Source organism: Pigmentiphaga sp. H8 (genome assembly GCF_003854895.1).
GTDB lineage: Bacteria > Pseudomonadota > Gammaproteobacteria > Burkholderiales > Burkholderiaceae_B > Pigmentiphaga.
Genome location: NZ_CP033966.1, coordinates 3,267,029 through 3,289,526 on the forward strand (window position 1 = coordinate 3,267,029; position 22,498 = coordinate 3,289,526).

At 67.7% G+C, this 22,498-nt stretch carries 15 protein-coding genes and 2 tRNA genes; 6 read left to right on the forward strand and 11 right to left on the reverse strand.

Translation table 11 applies throughout. From position 1 onward, the window contains the following. Nucleotides 1-45: 45 nt before the first annotated feature. Nucleotides 46-4,074, reverse strand: coding sequence for a phosphoribosylformylglycinamidine synthase (gene purL, locus EGT29_RS15475; RefSeq protein WP_124689823.1), 4,029 nt, complete (start codon nt 4,072-4,074; stop codon nt 46-48). A 133-nt stretch (nt 4,075-4,207) separates the two neighbouring features. On the opposite strand from purL, the gene EGT29_RS15480 reads away from it, so the two are divergent. Further along, entirely contained in the window at nt 4,208-5,551 is a 1,344-nt protein-coding gene (locus tag EGT29_RS15480) for a D-amino acid dehydrogenase (RefSeq protein WP_370282386.1), read from the forward strand. Between the two features lie 3 nt (nt 5,552-5,554). Further along, complete coding sequence (locus tag EGT29_RS15485; protein WP_124689825.1) at nt 5,555-7,081, forward strand: NAD(P)H-hydrate dehydratase; 1,527 nt, start codon at nt 5,555-5,557, stop codon at nt 7,079-7,081. 21 nt (nt 7,082-7,102) lie between these two features. Here EGT29_RS15485 and EGT29_RS15490 read toward each other — a convergent pair whose 3' ends face one another. Beyond that, entirely contained in the window at nt 7,103-7,840 is a 738-nt protein-coding gene (locus tag EGT29_RS15490) for an ABC transporter ATP-binding protein (protein ID WP_124689826.1), read from the reverse strand. 28 nt (nt 7,841-7,868) lie between these two features. On the opposite strand from EGT29_RS15490, the gene EGT29_RS15495 reads away from it, so the two are divergent. Then, on the forward strand, nt 7,869-8,585 hold the full coding sequence (locus EGT29_RS15495) for an arylesterase (protein WP_124689827.1): 717 nt from the start codon (nt 7,869-7,871) through the stop codon (nt 8,583-8,585). 31 nt (nt 8,586-8,616) lie between these two features. Here the strand turns inward: EGT29_RS15495 and EGT29_RS15500 are convergent, their stop codons facing one another. From EGT29_RS15500 to EGT29_RS15540, 9 genes are all read right to left on the reverse strand, one after another. Then, on the reverse strand, nt 8,617-10,536 hold the full coding sequence (locus tag EGT29_RS15500) for a SurA N-terminal domain-containing protein (protein WP_124689828.1): 1,920 nt from the start codon (nt 10,534-10,536) through the stop codon (nt 8,617-8,619). Nucleotides 10,537-10,680: 144 nt separating this feature from the next. After that, the gene (nadA, locus tag EGT29_RS15505) at nt 10,681-11,820 is read right to left on the reverse strand and encodes a quinolinate synthase NadA (protein ID WP_124692379.1); all 1,140 of its coding nucleotides are present in this window, start codon (nt 11,818-11,820) and stop codon (nt 10,681-10,683) included. A 200-nt stretch (nt 11,821-12,020) separates the two neighbouring features. After that, nucleotides 12,021-12,096, reverse strand: a tRNA-Val gene (locus tag EGT29_RS15510). 160 nt (nt 12,097-12,256) lie between these two features. Then, nucleotides 12,257-12,595 carry an HU family DNA-binding protein gene (locus EGT29_RS15515; RefSeq protein WP_165404624.1) on the reverse strand — a complete coding sequence of 113 codons (339 nt, stop codon included), beginning with the start codon at nt 12,593-12,595 and terminating at the stop codon, nt 12,257-12,259. Nucleotides 12,596-12,784: 189 nt separating this feature from the next. Next, entirely contained in the window at nt 12,785-15,217 is a 2,433-nt protein-coding gene (gene lon / locus EGT29_RS15520) for an endopeptidase La (protein ID WP_124689829.1), read from the reverse strand. Nucleotides 15,218-15,701: 484 nt separating this feature from the next. Beyond that, nucleotides 15,702-16,964 carry an ATP-dependent Clp protease ATP-binding subunit ClpX gene (clpX, locus tag EGT29_RS15525; protein ID WP_124689830.1) on the reverse strand — a complete coding sequence of 421 codons (1,263 nt, stop codon included), beginning with the start codon at nt 16,962-16,964 and terminating at the stop codon, nt 15,702-15,704. A gap of 2 nt (nt 16,965-16,966) precedes the next feature. Beyond that, nucleotides 16,967-17,623: an ATP-dependent Clp endopeptidase proteolytic subunit ClpP gene (gene clpP, locus EGT29_RS15530; RefSeq protein ID WP_087840613.1), complete on the reverse strand. Its 657-nt coding sequence runs from the start codon at nt 17,621-17,623 to the stop codon at nt 16,967-16,969. Further along, nucleotides 17,623-18,933, reverse strand: coding sequence for a trigger factor (gene tig / locus EGT29_RS15535; protein ID WP_124689831.1), 1,311 nt, complete (start codon nt 18,931-18,933; stop codon nt 17,623-17,625). The genes clpP and tig overlap by 1 nt, the downstream gene beginning before the upstream one ends. A gap of 193 nt (nt 18,934-19,126) precedes the next feature. Then, a tRNA-Leu gene (locus tag EGT29_RS15540) sits at nt 19,127-19,213 on the reverse strand. A 217-nt stretch (nt 19,214-19,430) separates the two neighbouring features. Here EGT29_RS15540 and EGT29_RS15545 point away from each other — a divergent pair. The 3 genes from EGT29_RS15545 to dapD all read left to right on the forward strand — a co-directional run bounded on the left by EGT29_RS15545 (nt 19,431) and on the right by dapD (nt 22,482). Next, complete coding sequence (locus EGT29_RS15545; RefSeq protein WP_341434473.1) at nt 19,431-20,138, forward strand: winged helix-turn-helix domain-containing protein; 708 nt, start codon at nt 19,431-19,433, stop codon at nt 20,136-20,138. 167 nt (nt 20,139-20,305) lie between these two features. Then, on the forward strand, nt 20,306-21,514 hold the full coding sequence (dapC, locus tag EGT29_RS15550) for a succinyldiaminopimelate transaminase (protein WP_124689833.1): 1,209 nt from the start codon (nt 20,306-20,308) through the stop codon (nt 21,512-21,514). A gap of 137 nt (nt 21,515-21,651) precedes the next feature. Further along, on the forward strand, nt 21,652-22,482 hold the full coding sequence (gene dapD / locus EGT29_RS15555; RefSeq protein ID WP_124689834.1) for a 2,3,4,5-tetrahydropyridine-2,6-dicarboxylate N-succinyltransferase: 831 nt from the start codon (nt 21,652-21,654) through the stop codon (nt 22,480-22,482). Nucleotides 22,483-22,498: the final 16 nt, after the last annotated feature.

Consider the following 22,498-nt stretch of genomic DNA (forward strand, 5'->3'; position numbering starts at 1 on the left):
CTCGCACCCCGGGTCCTGCCCGGGGTTTTTATTTGCCTCGCGGGCTCAAGCGGTCCAACGGCGCGCGTTGCGGAACATGCGCATCCACGGCGAGAACTCGCCGCCGCTGTCGCGCTCGCCCCACGAAGCCGGACTCCACGACATCTGCACGTTGCGGAACACCCGCTCGGGGTGCGGCATCAGGGCGGTGAAGCGGCCGTCCGCCGTGGTGACGCCGGCCAGGCCGCCGGCGCTGCCATTGGGGTTGTAGGGATAGGCCTCGGTCGGCTTGCCGGCGTGATCGACGAAGCGCATGGCGGCCAGCGCCGCGTCGGCCTTGCCCTGCTGCGAGAAGTCGGCATAGCCTTCGCCGTGGGAAACGGCGATGGGCATGCGCGAGCCGGCCATGCCGTCGAAGAAGATGGACGGCGACTCGGGGATCTCGACCAGCGAGAAGCGGGCCTCGAATTTTTCCGACCGATTGCGCGTGAAGCGCGGCCAGTCCTGGGCCCCCGGAATCATGGGCGCCAGCGCTGCCAGCATCTGGCAGCCGTTGCACACGCCCAGCGCGAAGGTGTCGCCGCGGCCGAAGTAGGCCGCGAACATGTCGGCCAGCACCGCGTTGTACTGAATGGTCTTGGCCCAGCCCTCGCCGGCGCCCAGCACGTCGCCGTAGCTGAAGCCGCCGACGGCGACCAGCCCCTTGAAGCTGGACAGGTCGATGCGTCCGCTCAGCAGGTCGGTCATGTGCACGTCCCACGACTCGAAACCGGCACGGTCGAAGGCATAGGCCATCTCGACCTGGCTGTTGCAGCCCTGCTCGCGCAGGATGGCCATGCGCGGACGCGCGCCGGTGGCGATCATGGGGGCGGCAATGTCTTCCTGCGGATCGAAATCGACCTTGGGCGACAGGCCAGGGTCGGCGACGTCGTCCCACAGGTCGAACTCGGCCTGCGCGCAGTCGGGATTGTCGCGCAGCGCCATGATGCGGCGGCTGACCTCGCTCCAGGCCTTGCCGAGTTCGGCACGCGGCTTGCCCCAGATCTTGCGGGCATCGCGGTAGAACTCGATCTCGTCGCGGTCGTTGGGTTCGCCGATCACGTGCGAGTGGGCCGACAGGCCGGCGCCGCGCAGCACTTCCATCACGGCATCGCGGCTGGCGGCGGGCACCTGGATGACGGCACCCGCCTCTTCCGAGAACAGCGCCTTGACGGTCAGTTCGTCGCGCTGCACGGCGACCTGTTCCGGCCGGATCTTGAAGTCGCCCCAATCCGCGGCATACGGATCCAGGGTCAGCATGTCCAGGTTGATCGACAGGCCGGTATGGCCGGCGAAGGCCATTTCGCACAGCGTGGCGAACAGGCCGCCGTCGGAACGGTCATGGTAGGCCAGGATCACGCCGCTGTCGGCCAGGGTACGGATCGCGGCGAAGAAGGCACGCAGGTCGTCGGGGACGTCGATGTCGGGGGCCTGCTGGCCGACCTGGCCGATGACCTGGGCCAGTACGGAACCGCCCAGGCGGTGCTTGCCGCGCCCCAGGTCGACCAGGATCAGGGTCGTGTCGCCCTGGTCGGTGCGCAATTGCGGCGTAAGGGTCTTGCGCACGTCGTCCACCGGCGCGAAGGCGGTGACGATAAGAGACACCGGCGCCACCACGCGGCGCTGTTCGCCGTTCTCGTCCCAGGCCGTGCGCATGGACAGGGAATCCTTGCCCACGGGAATGGACAGCCCGACGCGCTGGCACAGCGCGCTGACCGCGCTGACGGTGTCGTACAGCGCCGCGTCCTGGCCGGGCTCGCCGCAGGCGGCCATCCAGTTGGCGGACATCTTGACGTCTTCGATCCGGACCACGGGCGCCGCCACCAGGTTGGTGATGGCTTCGGCCACGGCCATGCGGCCCGAGGCCGGGGCGTCGATGACGGCCAGCGGAGTGCGCTCGCCCATGGCCATCGCTTCGCCGCGCGTGCCGCTGTAGTCAGCCAGCGTGACCGCGCAGTCGGCCACCGGCACCTGCCACGGCCCGACCATCTGGTCGCGCGAGGACAAGCCGCCCACCGTGCGGTCGCCGATGGTGATCAGGAAGGTCTTGTTGGCGACCGTGGGATGGCGCAGCACGCGCAGGGCCACGTCGTCCAGCTCCAGGCCGACCACGTCCATGGATTCGCCGGCGCCGGACTGGCGCGCGACGTCGCGCTCCATGCGTGGGGGCTTGCCCAGGATGACGTCGACCGGCACGTCCACTGGACGCGAGGTCCGGGCCCAGTCGGCGGCGGCGACATCGCCCGCCGCGAAGCCCTCGCCATCGACCACGCGCAACTGGCGCTGCTCGGTGGCCACGCCCACGACGGCATAGGGGCAGCGCTCGCGGCGTGCCAGCGCGTCGAAGCGCTCGAGGTCCTGCGGCAGGATGGCCAGCACGTAGCGCTCCTGCGACTCATTGCACCAGATCTCGGCCGGCGACAGGCCCGACTCTTCGAGCTGGACGTTGCGCAGGTCGAATATGGCGCCGCGCCCGGCGCCGTCCACCAGTTCGGGGAAGGCATTCGAGAGGCCGCCCGCGCCCACGTCGTGGATGGACTGGATGGGATTGTCGGCACCAAGCTGCCAGCAGCGGTCGATGACCTCCTGCGCGCGGCGCTCGATCTCGGGGTTGCCGCGCTGGACGGAATCGAAATCCAGGTCGGCGGTATTGCTGCCCACGCCCATGCTGGAGGCGGCACCGCCGCCCATGCCGATGCGCATGCCGGGCCCGCCCAGCTGGATCAGCAGCGAACCGGGCGGCAGGTCGTTCTTGTGGGTCAGGCCGTCGTCGATGCTGCCCAGGCCGCCGGCGATCATGATGGGCTTGTGGTAGCCCCAGCGCACGCCGCCCGCCGTCTGCTCGAAGGTCCGGAAATAGCCCAGCAGGTTGGGCCGGCCGAATTCATTGTTGAACGCGGCACCGCCTATGGGGCCTTCGATCATGATGGACAGGGGCGAGGCGATGCGGTCGGGTGCGCCGTGGCCGTCGTGTTCCCAGGGCTCGAGGGCGTCGTCGAAACGCAGGTGCGACACCGTGAAGCCGGTCAGGCCCGCCTTGGGCTTGGAGCCTCGACCGGTCGCGCCCTCGTCGCGTATTTCGCCGCCCGCGCCGGTCGAAGCGCCAGGGAAAGGCGAAATGGCCGTGGGGTGGTTGTGCGTCTCGACCTTCATCAAGGTGTGGACCGTCGCTTCGCGGCGGCCGTACACCTGGCCTTCGGTACCGGGCTGCACATGGAAGCGCTCCGCCCCGCCCCCGGCCATGACGGCGGCGTTGTCGGAATAGGCCACCACGGTGCCTTCCGGCTGCGCCTTGTGCGTGGCACGGATCATGCCGAACAGGGTCTCGGACTGCGGCTGGCCGTCGATGACCCACTGGGCGTTGAAGATCTTGTGGCGGCAATGTTCGCTGTTGGCCTGGGCGAACATCATCAGTTCCACGTCGGTCGGGTTCCGCCCGAGGCCGTTGAAGGCCTCGACCAGGTAGTCGATCTCGTCGTCGGACAGCGCCAGTCCCATGCTGCGGTTGGCCGCCACCAGCGCCGGCGCGCCCTCGGCCAGCAGGGGCACGGTCTGCATGGGCTTGCCGGCCAGGGTCGCGAACAGCGGGGCGCCGTCGAAGGCGCCGTCGACCACGGTCTCGGTCATGCGGTCGTGCAACGCGCCGGCCAGCGCGGCCAGGTCGTCCGCCGACAGCGACTTGGCGCCGCCCAGCAGGCCCCGCTTCGGGACCACCGTGTACGCGACGGCCCGTTCTATCCTGCGCACCTGCGCCAGCCCGCAGTTGTGGGCGATGTCGGTGGCCTTGCTGGCCCAGGGCGAAACCGTGCCCAGGCGCGGCACGACCAGCAGTTCCAGCCCTTGCTGGGCCTCGGGGGCCGGATCGCCGTAGCGCAGCAGGCCCTCCAGACGCTGGCGGTCATCGGCGGCCAGGTCGCCCTCGACGGCGACGAAATGCACGAACCGGGCCGAGACATCCGCCACCGAGGCATTCAGGGCCTGGAGGCGGCGCAACAGGCGGTCGCGGCGGAACGAGGAAAGGGCGAGGGGGCCGGAGAGGCGCAGGATGGAGGCCACGATAAGCGAGCTGGAAGCCGAGGAAAGGAGGGAGAAAACGCGAGAAAAGCGCGTGACTAGCCGTGATTTTACTTCGTACCGGGGGATCGGGAAAAACCACGAGCGAATACCCGCCCTCCCCGCTTAAAATCCGGTGCCCGTTCCCCGGAATGCCCTCGCGTCCCGGCGGGAAAACGGGCTCGACCAGAAGAAGCGACCAGACCCCATGCGTGTGATTGTGATCGGTGCCGGCATCGTCGGTGTGTGCACCGCCTATTGGCTCAACCGGCACGGCATGCAGGTAACCGTCGTCGACCGCCGCAGCGGCGTCGCCCAGGAATCGAGCTTCGGCAACGCGGGCATCCTGGCCGCCGACTACGCGGCCCCGTGGGCCGCCCCGGGCATGCCCGCCCGCGTGCTGGCCCATCTGTTCAAGAGCGAGGCGCCGGTGGCGCTGCGCGCCTCGCTGGACCCGGCGCTGTGGAAATGGCTGGTGAAGTGGCTGGGCCAGTGCCGGGCGGAACGCTATGCCGCCAACAAGCGCACGATGCAGCGCGTGGCCCGCTACAGCCGCGCCCAACTGGCCGCGCTGCGCGAAGAATACGGCTTCGAGTACGAACGCCGCATCGGCTACCTGCAGTTGCTGCGCACCCAGCGCGACGTGGACGCGACGCTGGCCACCCGCCAGATCCTCCAGGAAAGCGGCATCGCCCACCAGTTGCTGAGCCCGGAGGAAGCCACGGCGATGGACGTCCACCTGCAGGACGCCGTCCACGTCGGCACGCCGCTGGCAGGCGCCATCCACTATCCGGACGACGAGTCGGGCAACTGCCCGCTGTTCGCCCGGCTGCTGGCGGCCGAATGCGAACGGCGTGGCGTCGAGTTCGTGTTCAACACCGTCGCCCAGCCCGTGCAGAACGCCGGCGGCATCGTCGCCGGCGTGCGCCTGCAGGATGGCCGCACGCTATCGGCGCAGGCGGTTGTCGTGGCCTCGGGCAGCGACGCCGGGGAGTGGCTGGGCCGGCTGGGCGTGCGCGTGCCGGTCTACCCGGTGCGGGGCTATGCCGCCAACCTCCCCCTGCGCAACGACGTCATCGGTCCGCGCCGCGCCTTCGTGGACGAAACCTATCGCGTGACGGTAACGCCGCTCGGCCAGCGCCTGCGCGTCGCCGGCACGGCCGAGCTGGGCTGGCGCGGCCCGGCCCTGCGCGACAAGGCCCTGCGCACGCTGGTCAAGGCGGCTCAGGACTGGATGCCGGGCATGCTGGATTTCTCGCGCGCGACCTGGTGGGCCGGCACCCGGCCCATGACGCCGGACGGCCCGCCGGTACTCGGCGCCACCCGGCTGCCCGGGCTGTACCTGAACGTCGGCCACGGTTCGCAGGGATGGAGCATGGCGGCGGGCACGGGGCGCATCGTCGCCGACCTGGTCGCCGGCCGGACGCCGGAGATCGAACTGGACGGGTTGGACATCGGCCGCTACGCGCGCAAGAATTAGCGCATGGATCCCTACCCGCACCGGCTGCTGCGCACCCCCGCCATCAGGCTGATCGAACGCGAGGCGCAGGCCGCGCTGCCGCCCCACACCCTTATGCGGCGAGCCGCCGGCGCGGCGGCCGCACTCATCGCCGAACGCTGGCCCGGGCACGCGATCGACCTGCTGTGCGGCCCCGGCAACAATGGCGGCGACGGTTTGATGCTGGCCGCGCTGCTGCACCAGGCCGGCCGCCAGGTCCGCGTCTGGGCGCTGTCGGCCGGCAAGCGGCCGCCCGACGCCGAACAGGCCTGGCAGGAATTGCCCGCGGGCCTGTTGCAGGCTGGCGAACCCGATGCCCGCGACCTGCCCGATCCGTCGCGCACGCTGATCGTCGATGCGTTGTTCGGCATCGGGCTCTCGCGCCCCCTGCCCGAGACCGCGCAGCGATGGGCGGCCTGGGCCGCGCGGCAGGGATCGCCTATCCTGGCGCTGGATGCTCCCAGCGGACTCGACACCGACACCGGCGGCGCGCAGCCGGGCACCGTCGTGGCCCGCCACACCCTGACCTTCATCGCCGACAAGCCCGGACTCCACACGCGTGCCGGCCGCGATCATGCCGGCACGGTCAGCGTCGCCGACCTGGAACTGGAGGCCGGCATCGCCCGCCATGCCCAGCGGCCCCACGGCGGCCTGCTCGTGCGGCAGGCCGACTGCGCGGCACTGTTCCGCCCCCGGCAGCAGGACAGCCATAAGGGCAGTTTCGGCACGCTGGCCATCCTGGCCGGCGCCCCCGGCATGACCGGCGCGGCCTTGCTGGCCGCCCGCGCGGCCCTGTACGGCGGTGCCGGCAAGATCCTGGTCGGGCTGGCCGAATCGGCGCCGCTGGCGCTGCCCTGCGACCCGCAGCATCCCGAGCTCATGCTGCGCGATGCAGAACGACTGCTGGATCATGCCGCGCGGCTGGGCGTCAGCGGCTGGGTCGCGGGCTGCGGCTTGGGCACCGATGCCGGCGCCGAGCGCTGGCTCGGACGGCTGCTGGCCGAGGCGCCCGCCTCGGCCCCCATGGTGCTGGATGCCGATGCGCTGGTCCTGCTGGGCGCGCTGCCCGACCTGGCCCGCGCCCTGGCGGCCCGCGGCGGCCCCGCGGTACTGACCCCGCATCCACGCGAAGCCGCCCGCATGCTGGGTCTCTCGACCGACGACGTGCAGGCGGACCGCATCGAGGCCGCCCGCGAACTGGCCGCGCGTTATCGCGCCTGGGTGGTTCTGAAGGGCGCAGGCAGCATCGTGAGCGGGCCGCATGGCGCCTGGAGCATCAATGACAGCGGCAATGCCGGGCTGGCGACCGCCGGCACCGGCGACGTGCTGGCCGGCATGTTGGGCGCGCTGCTGGCGCAAGGCCTGGAAACGGGCGAAGCCGCGCGGGCCGGTGTCTGGCTACACGGCGCCGCCGCCGATGAGCTCGTGGCGCGCGGCATCGGCCCGATCGGCCTGACGGCCAGCGAAATCGCGCCCGCCGCGCGCGACCTGCGCAATCGCGGCGGACGCTGACCCGCGCGGCGGGCGTTCAGTTCAGGATACGTCGCCGGCCGAATCGTGCACCAGGCGCCCGCCGGCCACCACCAACTGGCGTGCGCAGCGCTGCGCCAGCTTCGCATCGTGCGTGACCAGCAGCAAGGTCGTGCCCCGCTCGCGGTGCAATTCGAACATCAGGTCGATGACGGCCTCGCCGGTGGCCGAATCCAGGCTGCCCGTGGGTTCGTCGGCGAACAGCAGCTCCGGCTCCACCACGAAGGCCCGCGCCAGGGACACCCTCTGCTGCTCCCCGCCCGACAAGGTCCGCGGATAATGGCGCAGGCGCGCGCCCAGGCCCACCCGCTCCAGCATGGCCGTGGCCGCGGCGCGCGCATCGCGGCCCGCCAATTCGAGCGGCAGCATGACGTTCTCGAGCGCGGTCAGGTGGGGCAGCAACTGGAACGACTGGAAGACGAAGCCCACGTGGCGCGCCCGCAGGCCGGCCCGCTGGTCCTCGTCCAGCGCGAACAGGTCGCGGCCGGCCAGGTGCACCGATCCGGAGGTCGGCACGTCCAGCCCGGCCAGCAGGCCCAGCAGCGTCGACTTGCCCGACCCCGAACTCCCGGTGATGGCCACGGTCTCTCCGAAGGCCACCGTAAAATCGACCGCGTCGAGAATGGCGAGCTCGCCGCTCGAATCGGCCACCCGCTTGGTCAGCGATCGCACAGCGATGGCCGGCTGGTCGGCAGGCGTGGCCGCGGGCTGGCTCGCGGCGGATCGGGTCGGTCCCGTCATGATTGGATCGCTGGAAGAAAGGAAAGACATGATAAAGCCTCGCTCGTCGCAGCCGCCTCAAGGCGCTGCCCGTATCCCGCACGACGCCGTGCGGCGCCTGTTCGCGGGCACGCTGTGCGCGGCCGCGCTGTGCGGCCTTGTCCCGGCCGCCCTGGCACAGACCGCCGCCCCCGCCGCGAGTTCCTCGCCTTCCCTGCTGGTGCTGGGCGACAGCCTGTCCGCGGAGTACGGCCTGCCGCGCGGAACGGGATGGGTGGCGCTGCTCGAGGCCCGCCTGCGCGAACGCAAATTCGACTACCGCGTGGTCAATGCCAGCATCAGCGGCGACACCACCAGCGGCGGCGTCAGCCGCCTACCGGCGCTGCTCGCGCGCCATCGGCCGGGCGTGGTGGTGATCGAACTGGGCTCCAACGACGCGCTGCGCGGGCTGTCCTTGCAGATGACCGAGCAGAACCTGAACAAGATGGTGCAGGCGTCGCGCCAGGCTGGCGCGCGCGTGTTGCTGGTGGGCATGCAGATCCCGCCCAACTACGGCCGCGACTACACGCAGCGCTTCCAGCAATTGTTCTCCAAGGTGGCCAAGGAGCAGCAGGCGGCCCTGCTGCCCTTCCTGCTGGACGGCGTCGCCCAGCACATCGAGCTGTTCCAGCCCGACCGCCTGCATCCCACGGCGCAGGCGCAGCCGCGCCTGCTGGACAACGTCTGGCCTCGCCTGGAACCGCTGCTGGGTACCGGCAAGTCCTGACACGGCCGGCCCCCGGGGCAGGCCGGCGACGTCAGCGCTCGGCGGCGGCTGGCGCGGCGGTGGTCAGGGCCGTGCCTTCGGGCGAGACCGTGACCTGGTACTTCTCACGCAGCGTCTGTAGCACGGCCAGTTGCTCGGCCTGGGCCCAGCGGCGCTCCATCATCGATTTCTCGCCGGCGATCGCGGCGGCGTCGGGCTTGGGCGCGGCCTCGACCTTGGAGATCCGGGCGATGACATAGTCGTCGCCGGCGATCGTGCCCACGAAAGCCGGCAGCTTGTCGGCCGGCGCCTTCATGACCGCGTTCAGCAGCGCGGGCGCGACATCTTGCGGCGCATTGCGCGCCACGGTAACGGCGGCGCCGAAACCTTGGCTCGAATCCTTGGCCCGCAGGGCCTTCAGGCGCTCCTCGCCCGCCGCGCGGGCCAGATCGAGCGCCTTGTCCTGCGTCAGCTGCGTGCGGATGCCGCTCGACACGTCGGCCAGGGGCTGCACCGATGCCGGCACATGCTTGACCACTCGCACGGCCGCCAGGCGGTTCGGAGCGAGTTCGATCACGCCCGAGTTGCGCTTCTCGCGCAGCACCTCGTCCGAGAACAGAGCCTGCGCCACCTTGGGATTGCCCATGACGTCGTTGCCCTGCAGCCCGCTGCGCGTGACGCCCTGGGCTTCCTGGATCTTCAGGCCGAACTTCTGGGCCGCGGGGTCGAGCGTGTCGCTTTGCTCGTACACCAGGTTCGTGAACTGCTCGGCGGCCTCGGCGAAACGGCGAGCAGCCTGTTGCTGCTTGATTTCCTCGACGATCTGGGCGCGGACTTCGGCCAGGGGCTTGACCACGGCCGGACGGATGCCGGTGAGCTTGATGACGTGGAAGCCGTAGTCGGTCGTCACGACGCCCGACACCTCGCCCTCCTTCAGCGCGAAGGCGGCATCCTCGAAAGGCTTGACCATCATGCCGCGGCCGAACCAGTCCAGGTCGCCGCCCTTGGTGGCCGAGCCGGGATCCTGCGAGTTCTCGCGCGCCAGCTTGGCGAAATCGGCCTTGGGCCCCTTGGCCTGCTCGTCCAGGGATTGCGCCTTCTTGCGCGCTTCTTCGCGCACGGCCTCGCTCGCGCCGCTATCGACCGTGATCAGGATGTGGCTGGCCCGGCGCTGTTCTTCCTGGCCGTAGCGGCCCTTGTTCTGTTCGTAGTAGTTCTTGATGTCGTCCTCGGACACCGTCATGCCGGAGGTCGATGCGCCCTGGTCCAGCACCACGTACTGGGCGTCGACGCGTTCCGGCACCTGGAAGCGGGCGCGATTGGCCTCGTAATAGGCTTTCACCTCGTCGTCGCTGACGCTGACCTTGGCGCGATAGTCCGCCGCGGCCACGCGCAGGGTCTGGATGCTGCGACGCTCGGTCGCCGCGGCCACCAGGCGGTCCATGACGGCGTCCGGCATGGTGGTCGATTGCGCCACCGGCCCCAGCACCTGCTGCAGGGCCAGGTCGCGGCGCAACTGGGCCTCGAACATCACCGGGGTCATGCCCTGGGCGGCCAGCGCGTCGCGGTAGCGGGCGTTGCTGAACTTGCCGTCTTCCTGCACGGCGGGAATCGCCTGGATGGTGGCGCGGAGCTGGTCGTCGGAGGCCGAGAAATGGTTCTTGGTGGCCTCGGCCGCGATCAGGCGGGTGTTGATGATCTCGTCCAGCACCGCCTGGCGCATGGCCGGCGTATCAAAGGCCTGCGAATCGAACTGCGCGCCCATCATGCCGCGCAGCTGGTCGAGCCGGTTGCGCGAGGCCGCGTCGAACTCCTGCTGCGTCACGGTTTCGCCCGCCACCTTGGCCAGCGACTTGTCGCCTTCCATGAAGCTGGAGTACCCCTGTATGCCGACGAAGACGAACGACGGCAGGATCAGCAGCAGCAGGACGAACTGCATCCAGCGGCGATGGTTACGGATGAGGTCAAACATGCGCGAATACTCCGGTCGGATGCCAGCGGCACGACGGCCATACAAGCAAAATGCCCACAGGCTCAAGGCCAATGGGCACCCATTAGTGTCGAGCCGATTCTAGCATGGCGCCTGGGGCTCCATGCCTTCCGCGGCCGGCGTGGACTACGCCGGCCCGACCGCGGAAAACAGCGCGGCGTCGCGCGCCAGATCGCCGCTGGCCCTGACCCGGCAGTCGCGGCGGGCGGCGAAATCCAGCATGCGGTCGATCGGCCGACGCGCTTGCCGCCCCAGCGCCGGCTCCAGCAGGACTTCGCCCGCGCCCTGCTCCAGGCATCCCATCAGGTTTTCCAACCCGTTCATGGCCATCCACGGACAGTGCGCGCAACTCTTGCAAGTCGCACTTGCGCCCGCCGTGGGCGCCGCGATGAAAACCTTGCCGGGGGCGGCCAGCCGCATCTTGTGCAGCAAGCCCTGGTCGGTGGCCACGATGAAATGCGTGGCGTCAAGCTCGCGCGCCGCCTTGATCATCTGCGAGGTCGAACCCACCACGTCGGCCTGGGCCACGACGGCCGGCGGCGACTCCGGGTGCACCAGCACCTTGGCCTGCGGATATTCCTCCCGCAGCAATTCGAGCTCGATGCCCTTGAACTCGTCGTGCACCAGGCACGACCCCTGCCATAGCAGCATGTCGGCCCCGGTCTGCGACTGGATGTAGGCGCCCAGGTGCCGGTCGGGCGCCCACAGGATCTTTTCCCCGCGAGCGTGCAGGTCCGCCACGATATCCAGCGCGATGGCCGACGTGACGGTCCAGTCCGCGCGCGCCTTCACGGCCGCGCTGGTGTTTGCGTAGACCACCACCGTGCGGTCGGGATGGGCATCGCAGAAGGCCGAGAAGTCGTCCAGGGGGCAGCCCAGGTCCAACGAGCAGGTGGCGTCCAGGTCCGGCATCAGCACGCGCTTCTCGGGACTGAGGATCTTGGCCGTTTCCCCCATGAAGCGCACACCTGCCACCACCAGCGTGGTGGCAGGATGGTCGCGGCCGAAGCGCGCCATCTCCAGCGAGTCCGCGACGCAGCCTCCCGTCTCGTCTGCCAGTTCCTGCAATTCGGCATCCACGTAGTAGTGCGCGACCAGCACCGCGTTCTCGCGCTGGAGCAACGCCCGGATACGCGCCTTCAGTTCGTCCCGCCGCTGCCCCGGCAAACTTTCGGGCACCTTGGCCCAGGCCTGCCCCACCGAGCAGGAGCCGCCGGCGGCCGAGGGTGAATCGAAATCGAAAGTGCGAAGCAGCGTCTGGCTCATCCTGTCATCCATCTATTTATGCTCATATTGAGCATTTTTTGAATAAAAAAATATCGACCGGACTTATGCTAAATATGAGCATAAAGAATGTCAATAGCGGAAACCCAAAAACGCATGGCGCGGTCCCGGCGACGGCCCAAAGAAAAAGGGCCTGGATGACTCCAAGCCCTTGATCCCGGCACGTCTACGCTGCAACAGAGTGGTGGGTGCTACAGGGGTCGAACCTGTGACCTACGCCTTGTAAGGGCGCCGCTCTACCAACTGAGCTAAGCACCCTCTGGCTGCGAACCGTGACTCGGCGCGTATTGTAGCGGATTGCCCAGGCACCTGCATCCGCCCCCCGCTGCCGTGCGTCCACACGCTGAGACCTGAAACCTGGGGACGAAAAAAAACCCTGGCACCAAACCAGGGTTTCTCGTCACGAAGTGCTTACGCCTTAGTTGACGGCGTCTTTCAGCGCCTTGCCCGGACGGAACTTCGGCACCTTGGCCTTCTTGATCTTGATGGCTTCGCCGGTACGCGGGTTACGGCCGGTGCGGGCCGCGCGAGCGCTCACCGCGAAAGTGCCGAAACCGACCAGCGTCACCGTGCCGCCCTTCTTGAGCGTCGTTTTCACCGCTCCCACCAGCGCATCCAGCGAACGGCCGGCAGCCGCCTTGGAAATGTCGGCTTGCTTGGCGATGTGGTCGATAAGCTCGGTCTTGTTCATTAGGCCCCTCACAAGGTCTATCTGTGGAAAAAATTTTTGGTCCCGATGCGAGTCCGCAAGGGGCACCCCCGAAGAGCGACGTACCGCATCGAAACTGCTCTTGCCGGTACGAAACGCAGACGGCTATTTAATCCTCGGGCAGAAAGTCGTGTCAAGGGAAACCCGCTGGAAAACCGCGTAAAACCTGATGTTTCCGCATGTGACGAAAAAAAAGAGGGCACTTGCGTGCCCTCTTCCACGACCCAGACCGCGGGATCAGTGCTTCATGACAGGGTCCGTGGCAGCCCCGCCTTCGGCCGCCACGTGGGCCTCGACCTTGGCCTCGGCCTTCGCGGCCTCCTCCTCGGGCAAGGCCTCGGGCAGCCGCTCCAGCGCGAGTTCGAGCACCCGATCGATCCAGCGGACCGGCACGATATCGAGATGGTTCTTGACCGTATCCGGGATCTCCGCCAGGTCCTTGGCGTTCTCCTCCGGAATCAGCACGGTCTTGATACCGCCCCGGTGCGCGGCCAGCAGCTTCTCCTTCAGGCCGCCGATAGGCAGGACTTCGCCACGCAGCGTGATCTCGCCCGTCATCGCCACGTCGGCGCGCACGGGGATGCCCGTCAACGAGGAAACGATGGCCGTGGTGATCGCCGCGCCCGCCGACGGACCGTCCTTGGGCGTGGCGCCCTCGGGCACGTGCACGTGCATGTCCTTCTTCTCGAACACCGCGTGATCGATACCCAGCCGGCGAGCGCGCGATCGCACCACCGAGCGCGCGGCCTCGACCGATTCCTTCATGACGTCGCCCAGCGAGCCGGTGCGCTGGATGGCGCCCTTGCCCGGCATGACCGCCACTTCGATCGTCAGCAGGTCGCCGCCCACTTCGGTCCAGGCCAGTCCGGTCACCTGGCCGATCTGGTTTTCCTTCTCGGCCACGCCGAAGGTGTAGCGACGCACGCCCAGGTAGTCGTTCAGGTTGTCCGCCGTGACGACCACTTGTTGCTTGTCGCCCTTGAGCAGCAGGCCCTTGACCACCTTGCGGCAGATCTTGCTGACCTCGCGTTCCAGCGCGCGCACGCCCGCTTCACGGGTGTAGTAGCGCACGATGTCGCGCAGGGCCGATTCCTCGACCTTGAGCTCCTCGGCCTTCAACCCGTTGTTCTTCATCTGCTTGGGCAGCAGATGCTGCATGGCGATGTGCACCTTCTCGTCTTCGGTGTAGCCCGACAGGCGGATGACCTCCATCCGGTCCAGCAGGGCCGGCGGAATGTTCAGCGTGTTGCTGGTCGCCACGAACATCACGTCGGACAGGTCGAAATCGACCTCGACGTAGTGGTCCTGGAAGGTGTGGTTCTGTTCGGGGTCCAGCACCTCGAGCAGCGCCGACGCCGGGTCGCCACGGAAGTCCATGCCCATCTTGTCGACTTCGTCGAGCAGGAAGAGCGGATTGCGCGCGCCGACCTTGGACAGGTTCTGCAGGATCTTGCCCGGCATCGAACCGATGTAGGTACGGCGATGGCCGCGGATCTCGGATTCGTCGCGCACGCCGCCCAGCGCCATCCGCACGAACTTGCGGTTGGTCGCCTTGGCGATCGACTGGCCGAGCGAGGTCTTGCCCACGCCCGGAGGGCCGACCAGGCACAGAATGGGCGCCTTGACCTTGTCCACGCGCTGTTGCACGGCAAGGTATTCAAGGATGCGTTCCTTGACCTTGTCGAGGCCGTAGTGGTCGTCGTTGAGCACCTCTTCCGCGTGCGGCAAGGAATTGTTGACCTTGCTCTTCCTCTTCCACGGCAGGCCGACCAGCGTGTCGATGTAGTTGCGCACCACGGTGGCCTCGGCCGACATGGGCGACATCAGCTTGAGCTTCTTGAGCTCGGCATCGGCCTTCTTCTTGGCCTCCTTGGGCATGTGGGCGGCGATGATCTTCTTTTCGAGTTCCTCGAAATCGGCACCGTCCTCGCCTTCGCCCAGTTCCTTCTGGATGGCCTTGACCTGCTCGTTCAGGTAGTACTCGCGCTGGCTCTTCTCCATCTGCTTCTTGACCCGGCCGCGGATGCGCTTCTCCACCTGGAGAATGTCGATCTCGGTCTCGAGCTGGGCCAGCAGCGCTTCCAGCCGCTCGGAGGTGGAGAACACCTCGAGCATCTTCTGCTTCTGCTCCAGCTTGAGCGGCAGGTGCGCCGCGATGGTGTCGGCCAGCCGGCCGGGCTCGTCGATGCCCGACAGCGAGGTCAGGATCTCGGGCGGGATCTTCTTGTTCAGTTTGACGTACTGGTCGAACTGCGACACGATCGCGCGCCGCAGGGCCTCGGTTTCAGAGCCCTGGCCCCGGTCGGGATCGATGGGCACGAGTTCGCAGGCGAAATGCGCGCCCAGGTCGTCGATGCGGGTAATACGGGCGCGCTGGGCACCCTCGACCAGCACCTTGACGGTGCCGTCGGGCAGCTTGAGCATCTGGAGGATGCTGGCCAGGCAGCCGATCTCGTAGATGTCGTCGGCCGAGGGTTCATCCTTGGCAGCCGACTTCTGGGCCACCAGCATGATGCTCTTGCCGGCTTCCATCGCGGCTTCCAGCGCCTTGATGGACTTGGGCCTCCCCACGAACAGCGGGATGACCATGTGAGGAAATACGACCACGTCGCGCAGCGGAAGCAGCGGCAACTCGATCGGCTCGGGAGGGAGTATCTGGCTCGCAGACATGATTCGTCCTCGAATTTGAATGCAATCAGGATGAGGGCGTAAACGTGGATTTCAAGCGTCGGCGGGCAACGTGGTCTGCTGGGACTGCCGGGCGCATGCCCTTTTCCCGCACAGCACGCCCGGGAAAAGCGTATGAACCCGAAGAGAGGCGCAGAGTCATCATTCGCCCACAGGCCATTGATTTACACGCCATGGCCCAATGTAGCATAGGTGGCCCCCCCCTACGCCCTTCGGGCGCCCCCCAGGGGGCGATGCGGGTGGACCGGCGGAGCCGGATCCACCGCATCCTGGGGTAACAACGGGCTGGCGGAGACTGGCGATACTGCCAAGCGCCTGTCTGAGTTGGAAAAGAAAACGGCCTTGCTCGCAAGCAAGGCCGTTTTCTTTTCCAGGTGCCCCCAGACCCAGGGCACCGCGGATCCGGCTTTGCCGGTCCGCCAGTGCCGCCCCCTGGGGGGCGCCCGAAGGGCGTAGGGGGGATCCTCTACTTATTGGCGACCTTGGGCTTGTCGCCGTAGATCAGGAGGGGGATGCCTTCGCCGGTAATGGCGTTTTCGTCCAGGACGACCTTGACGACGTTGCCCTGGGTGGGCAGTTCGTACATGGTGTCCAGCAGCGCGGCTTCGATGATGGAGCGCAGGCCGCGGGCGCCGGTCTTGCGCTTGAGCGCTTTCTCGGCGATGGCCAGAAGGGCCTGGGGCCGGACGTCCAGTTCGGCGCCTTCCATGGCCAGCAGTTTCTGGAACTGCTTGACCAGGGCGTTCTTGGGCTCGACCAGGATCTGGATCAGGGCTTCCTCGTTCAGCTCGTCCAGCGTCGCCACGACCGGCAGGCGACCGACCAGTTCGGGGATGAGGCCGAACTTGATCAGGTCCTCGGGCTCGACTTCGCCGAACAGCGCGCTGACCGAGCGTTCCGATTCCGCCTTGACCGAGGCGCCGAAGCCGATGCCGGACTTCTCGGTGCGGCCGCGGATGACCTTTTCCAGTCCGTCGAACGCACCGCCGCAGATGAACAGGATGTTGGTCGTGTCGATCTGCACGAAATCCTGGTTCGGATGCTTGCGGCCGCCCTGCGGCGGAACCGAGGCGACGGTGCCTTCGATCAGCTTGAGCAGCGCCTGCTGCACGCCTTCGCCCGACACGTCGCGGGTGATGGACGGGTTGTCGGCCTTGCGCGAGATCTTGTCGATCTCGTCGATGTAGACGATGCCGCGCTGGGCCTTTTCCACATCGTAGTTGCAGTTCTGCAGCAGCTTCTGGATGATGTTCTCGACGTCCTCGCCCACGTAGCCGGCTTCGGTCAGCGTGGTGGCGTCGGCGATCACGAACGGCACGTTCAGCAGGCGGGCCAGCGTCTGGGCCAGCAGCGTCTTGCCCGAACCCGTGGGTCCGATCAGCAGGATGTTGCTCTTGGACAGCTCGACGTCGTCCGTCTTGCCGCCGGCATGACGGATGCGCTTGTAGTGGTTGTACACCGCCACCGACAGGATCCGCTTGGCCCGCGTCTGGCCGATCACGTACTGGTCGAGGATCTCCTTGATCTCGGCCGGCGTGGGCAGTTCGGACTTGGCGCCGGTCTTGACGTCGGCGGCCACTTCGTCACGGATGATGTCGTTGCACAGGTCGATGCATTCATCGCAAATGAACACCGACGGTCCGGCGATCAGCTTGCGAACCTCATGCTGGCTCTTGCCGCAAAACGAGCAATAGAGCAGCTTTTCGTTCGACCCTTTCTTTTCCGACATGCTCAACCCTGTTCGGTACGACTGCTGAAGACTTTGTCGATCAAGCCATACGATAGCGCATCGGCTGCCGACATGAAATTGTCGCGCTCGGTGTCCACCGCGATGCGTTCGATCGGCTGGCCGGTGTTTTCGGCCAGGATCCGGTTCAGGCGCTCGCGCAGGTACAGGATCTCGCGCGCGTGGATCTCGATGTCGGTCGCCTGGCCCTGGGCGCCGCCCGAGGGCTGGTGGATCATGATGCGGGAGTTGGGCAGCGAGATCCGCTTGCCCTTGGCCCCGGCGGCCAGCAGGAACGCGCCCATGCTGGCGGCCAGGCCGGTGCAGAGCGTGGCCACGTCGGGCTTGACGAACTGCATCGTGTCATAGATGGCCATGCCCGCGTACACCGACCCGCCGGGCGAGTTGATGTACAGCGAGATGTCCTTCTCGGGGTTTTCCGACTCCAGGAACAGGAGCTGGGCCACGATCAGGTTGGCGGTGGCATCGGCCACCGGCCCAACCAGGAAGATGATCCGCTCTTTCAGCAGACGCGAGTAGATGTCGTACGCACGCTCGCCCCGGCCGGACTGTTCGATCACCATCGGCACGTAGCCGAGGGCCTTGGGGCCGAGCGACTCGGCCCCGTACATGGATGCGTAGAAATCTACGAAGCGTTGCATCAGGCAGTTCCCATCAATTCATCGAAGGCGACTTGCTCGTCCTTGACCTGGGCCTTGGACAGCACGTGCTGGACGACGTTGTCCTCGAGCACGATGGCTTCGATTTCGGCCAGGCGCGACTTGTCCGTCAGATAGTAGCGCACGACTTCCTCGGGCTTCTCGTAGCTCTGGGCGAAGTCCTCGATGCGGGCACGGATCTGGTCCGGCTTGGCCTTGAGGTTCTCGACCTTGACCAGTTCCGACACCAGCAGGCCCAGGCGCACGCGGCGCTCGGACTCCGAGGCGAAGGCTTCGGCCGGGATCGGCAGCTTGTCGGCGTTGGGCACGCCGCGCTGGCGCAGGTCCTCGCGGGCGGCCTCGATGCGGCGCTCGGTGTCGTCGTTGACCAGGGCCTTGGGAATGTCGAAGGTCGCCGCCTTGGCCAGCGCGTCCATCACGCTCGACTTGGTGCGGGCCTGGGTGCGGCTGCGGACTTCGCGCTCGAGGTTGGCGCGGATGTCGGCGCGCAGCTTCTCGACGTCGCCTTCGGCCTGGCCCAGTTGCTTGGCGAACTCGGCGTCGACCTGGGGCAGTACGCCCTCTTCCACCTTCTTGATCGTGATGGTGAACTCGGCGGTCTTGCCGGCCACTTCGGCCGAGCCGTAGTCGGCCGGGAACGCCAGCGGGAACACCTTGGTCTCGCCGGCCTTCATGCCGCGCGCGGCAGCCTCGAACTCGGGCAGCATGCGGCCCTGGCCGAGCACGAACGGGAAGTCCTCGGCCGTGCCGCCCTGGAACGCGACGCCGTCGATGGTGCCGGCGAAGTCCAGCGTCACGCGGTCGTCGTCGCCGGCGGCGCGGCCTTCGCGCTCTTCGAAGGTCACGCGCTGCTTGCGCAGGATGTCGACGGTGCGGTCCACCTCGGCGTCACCCACCTCGCTCTTGGCGCTGGTGATTTCCAGGGCCGACAGGTCGGGAATGGCGACTTCCGGGTAGACCTCGAACGTGGCGCTGAAGGCGACCACGTCGTCGGCCACGCCTTCGGTCTTGGGCTCGACCGAGGGCGAACCCGCCAGGCGCAGCTTGGCCTCGGCCACGACCTTTTCCAGGGCGTCGCCGATCTTGGCGTTCAGCACTTCCATGCGCACTTCGGGACCGTAGGTACGGGCCAGCATGGGCAGCGGGACCTTGCCGGGACGGAACCCCGGCATCTTGGCGGTGCGGGCCAGGCGCTTGAGGCGCGACTCGACTTCTTTTTCGATGTCGGCCACCGGCACGGAAAGATCAACGCGGCGCTCAAGCCCCGACAGGGTTTCAACCACAGGCTGCATGCAAAAACCTATATTGAGTATGTGTAATCGACAGAACCGGACACCCGCGCCGCGAGAGGCACCGCAACCAGAGATCGATCCGGGCATTCGCGAATTGTGCCACAGCCCCCATGCGGCGCCGCAGCGACGCACCAAGGCTCCGGAAGCCGCCTTGCCGGCTGCGGCCGGACACCACCAGGGTTGTTCAAACTTATGGTGCGACCGAGAGGAATCGAACCTCCACAGGATTTCTCCCGACAGGACCTAAACCTGTTGCGTCTACCAATTTCGCCACGGTCGCACATCAGAAACCGGATTGTAACCCGAGTCTCCGAAAAGGCCCGGAGGCCCCCCTCACCCGTCCCCGCGCGCCCGTCCGGCCGCTCCGTCAATCATTGTTTTCTCTTGCCGCACGGACTTTCGGGCCTTCCCGCCGCATGTTTACCGTTATTGATCATCCTCACCAAAACGTTGGGATAGATTGCGATTGCAATCCCGCAACGCTTTTCTTGCCCGCAATGATCGAAACCCACACGCCAGAAGTCGCCGTCCTGCTCGGGGAGACCGGCCGCGATTACGAAATCGCGGACGAGTTGATGCGCGCCGGCTTCAGCGTCTACGTCTGCACCAGTTCGCAGGAAGTGCATGCGCTGCTGCGCGCGGGCAAGAACCCCGTGGTGCTGGCCGACGCGGCGCGGGCGACCGCGTTCGACAGCGTCCCGCTGACCCGGCTCGTCTACATTCCGCCCGATCCCGGCCAGGCCGCCGACATGCCCCACGTGGAAGTCCGGGTGCTGGGCGCCGATCCGAACGCGCAACTGCTGCCCATCCTGCGCGCCATGCGGCGCCACCTCGCCCTGGCCAGGCCGCGCCTGGCCGAGCCGCCGCCCGAAACGCCCACGCCGGCGCTATGGATCCTGTCCACGCCGCCGCGCCGCCTGACGAGTCCGGAGGGCCGCAGCCTGCCGCTGACGCTGACCGAGTGGCAGTTCGTCAGTCACCTTTTCAGCGAGCGCAACCGCACCCTGACCTTTGCCCAGTGGCAGGCCGTCTCGGCCAAGGACGGCGAGCGCCAGTTGCACAACGTCGCGGTCCTGGTGAGCCGGTTGCGCCGCAAGGCGCAGCGGCACGGCGTCACCCTGCCCCTGGAGGCGGTCCGGGGCGTGGGCTATTCCTTCACGCAGCCCTGCGGGGATCTGGCGCCCGGCCCCAAACACGCCCGCTAAGGCGTGCCGACAGCCCCCCAGGGGGCGCTTTTTGCCTTGGGGCGGCCCGGCGGCAGGAAGGCCCCCACGCTTGCCGCTACGCGTCGGCGCTGCCCCCCAAGGGGGCGCTTTTTGCCTTGGGGCGGCCCGGCGGCAAAATGGCCGGCCGCGAGGTTACAATCGCGGCCATGAATCCTCGCCTCGGGCTGCTCCAGCCCTATCCCTTCGAAAAACTGCGCGCGCTGTACGCCGATATCGTGCCGCCCGCCAGCCTGCGTCCCGTCAGCCTGTCCATCGGCGAGCCCAAGCACGCCACGCCGGCTTTCATCGAGGACGCCATCCGGCAGAACCTGTCCGGGCTGTCCGGCTATCCCCCGACCAAGGGTTCGCCCGCGCTGCGCGCCGCCATCGCCGGCTGGCTGGAGCGGCGCTACGGGCTGCCGGCCATCGATCCGGACAAACAGGTGCTGCCCGTGCTGGGTTCGCGCGAGGCCCTGTTCGCCTTCGCGCAGGTGGTGATCGACGGCGCGCAGCAGCCCCGGGTGCTGTGCCCCAACCCGTTCTACCAGATCTACGAGGGCGCCGCGCTGCTGGCCGGCGCCCGCCCCACCTTCGTCAACGCCGACCCGGCGCGCAACTTCGGCTGCGACTGGGCATCGGTCTCGCCCGCGGAATGGCGCGAGACCCGGCTGGTCTACGTCTGCTCGCCCGGCAACCCGGCCGGCAACGTCATGGACCTGGACGAATGGAAGTACCTGTTCGAGCAGGCCGACAAGTACGGCTTCATCATCGCCTCGGACGAGTGCTATTCCGAAATCTACCTGGACGAGGCCGAGCCTCCGCTGGGCGCGCTCGAAGCCGCCCACCGCCTGGGGCGCGGCGACTTCCACAACATCGTGGTGTTCTCCAGCCTGTCCAAGCGCTCGAACGTGCCGGGCATGCGCTCCGGCTTCGTGGCGGGCGACGCCAAGCTGCTGGCGCAGTTCCTGCTGTACCGCACCTATCACGGCAGCGCCATGAGCGACGTGGTGTCGGCGGCCAGCGTCGCGGCCTGGAACGACGAGGAACACGTGCGCCAGAACCGGCGCATGTACCGCGAGAAGTTCGACGCGGTCCTGCCCATCCTGCAGGACGCGATGGACATCCAGCGCCCCCAGGCCTCGTTCTACCTCTGGCCGCGCACGCCCATCGACGACGCCGAGTTCACCCGCGGCCTGCTGGCGCAAGAAAACGTCACGGCCCTGCCGGGCAGCTACCTCGCGCGCGAGACCCCCGCCGGCAACCCGGGCGCGAACCGCCTGCGCCTGGCACTGGTGGCGCCGCTGGACGAATGCGTCGAAGCGGCCCACCGCCTGGCGCGCTACGCCCGCTCGCTGCCCCCGACCCGCATCGCATAAACGAACACCCATACCGCATGTAAACACACCCCGCTACCCAGGGCACAGCGGATCCGGCTCCGCCGGTCCGCCAGTGCCGCCCCCTCGGGGGGCGCGCGCAAGCGCGTAGGGGGGGTCCTCTTATTGGATATCCGACCATGAGCCAAGACCTCAAGACCGTCATCGAACAAGCCTGGGAAGACCGCGCCTCGCTGTCGCCCTCCGCCGCCCCCGCGGCCGTCCGCGAAGCCGTAGAACACGTCCTTGCCGGGCTGGACAAGGGCGAACTGCGCGTGGCCGAGAAGCAGAACGGCGACTGGACCGTCCACCAGTGGATCAAGAAGGCCGTGCTGCTGTCCTTCCGCCTGGAAGACAACGTCGTGATGGGCACCGGCCCGGGCAGCGCCCTGCAGTTCTACGACAAGGTGCCCAGCAAGTTCGCCGGCTACAGCGCCGAAGACTTCAAGCAGGGCGGCTTTCGCGTCGTGCCGCCGGCCGCGGCCCGCCGCGGCTCGTTCATTGCCCGCAACGCCGTGCTGATGCCTTCTTACGTGAACATCGGCGCCTACGTCGACGAAGGCACAATGGTCGACACCTGGGCCACGGTGGGTTCGTGCGCGCAGATCGGCAAGAACGTCCACCTGTCGGGCGGCGTGGGCATCGGCGGCGTGCTCGAGCCGCTGCAGGCCAACCCCACCATCATCGAAGACAACTGCTTCATCGGCGCCCGCTCGGAGGTCGTCGAAGGCGTGATCATCGAAGAAAACTCGGTCCTGTCCATGGGCGTGTTCATCGGCCAGAGCACCAAGATCTACAACCGCGAAACCGGCGAGATCACCTACGGCCGCGTGCCCTCGGGCTCGGTGGTCGTACCCGGCAGCCTGCCCTCGGCCGACGGCAAGTACAGCCTGAACTGCGCCGTGATCGTCAAGCGCGTCGATGCGCAGACCCGCGCCAAGACCAGCATCAACGATCTGCTGCGCGCCTGATTCCACGACTTCCCCC

Excerpts from the sequence above, each read along its gene's own strand:
- tig (WP_124689831.1), bottom strand. The coding sequence starts at position 18,933 with ATGCAGCCTGTGGTTGAAACCCTGTCGGGGCTTGAGCGCCGCGTTGAT.
- clpP (WP_087840613.1), bottom strand. The coding sequence starts at position 17,623 with ATGCAACGCTTCGTAGATTTCTACGCATCCATGTACGGGGCCGAGTCG.
- dapD (WP_124689834.1), top strand. The coding sequence starts at position 21,652 with ATGAGCCAAGACCTCAAGACCGTCATCGAACAAGCCTGGGAAGACCGC.
- EGT29_RS15545 (WP_341434473.1), top strand. The coding sequence starts at position 19,431 with ATGATCGAAACCCACACGCCAGAAGTCGCCGTCCTGCTCGGGGAGACC.
- nadA (WP_124692379.1), bottom strand. The coding sequence starts at position 11,820 with ATGAGCCAGACGCTGCTTCGCACTTTCGATTTCGATTCACCCTCGGCC.
- clpX (WP_124689830.1), bottom strand. The coding sequence starts at position 16,964 with ATGTCGGAAAAGAAAGGGTCGAACGAAAAGCTGCTCTATTGCTCGTTT.
- EGT29_RS15495 (WP_124689827.1), top strand. The coding sequence starts at position 7,869 with ATGATAAAGCCTCGCTCGTCGCAGCCGCCTCAAGGCGCTGCCCGTATC.
- EGT29_RS15485 (WP_124689825.1), top strand. The coding sequence starts at position 5,555 with ATGGATCCCTACCCGCACCGGCTGCTGCGCACCCCCGCCATCAGGCTG.
- EGT29_RS15490 (WP_124689826.1), bottom strand. The coding sequence starts at position 7,840 with ATGACGGGACCGACCCGATCCGCCGCGAGCCAGCCCGCGGCCACGCCT.
- lon (WP_124689829.1), bottom strand. The coding sequence starts at position 15,217 with ATGTCTGCGAGCCAGATACTCCCTCCCGAGCCGATCGAGTTGCCGCTG.
- dapC (WP_124689833.1), top strand. The coding sequence starts at position 20,306 with ATGAATCCTCGCCTCGGGCTGCTCCAGCCCTATCCCTTCGAAAAACTG.
- EGT29_RS15500 (WP_124689828.1), bottom strand. The coding sequence starts at position 10,536 with ATGTTTGACCTCATCCGTAACCATCGCCGCTGGATGCAGTTCGTCCTG.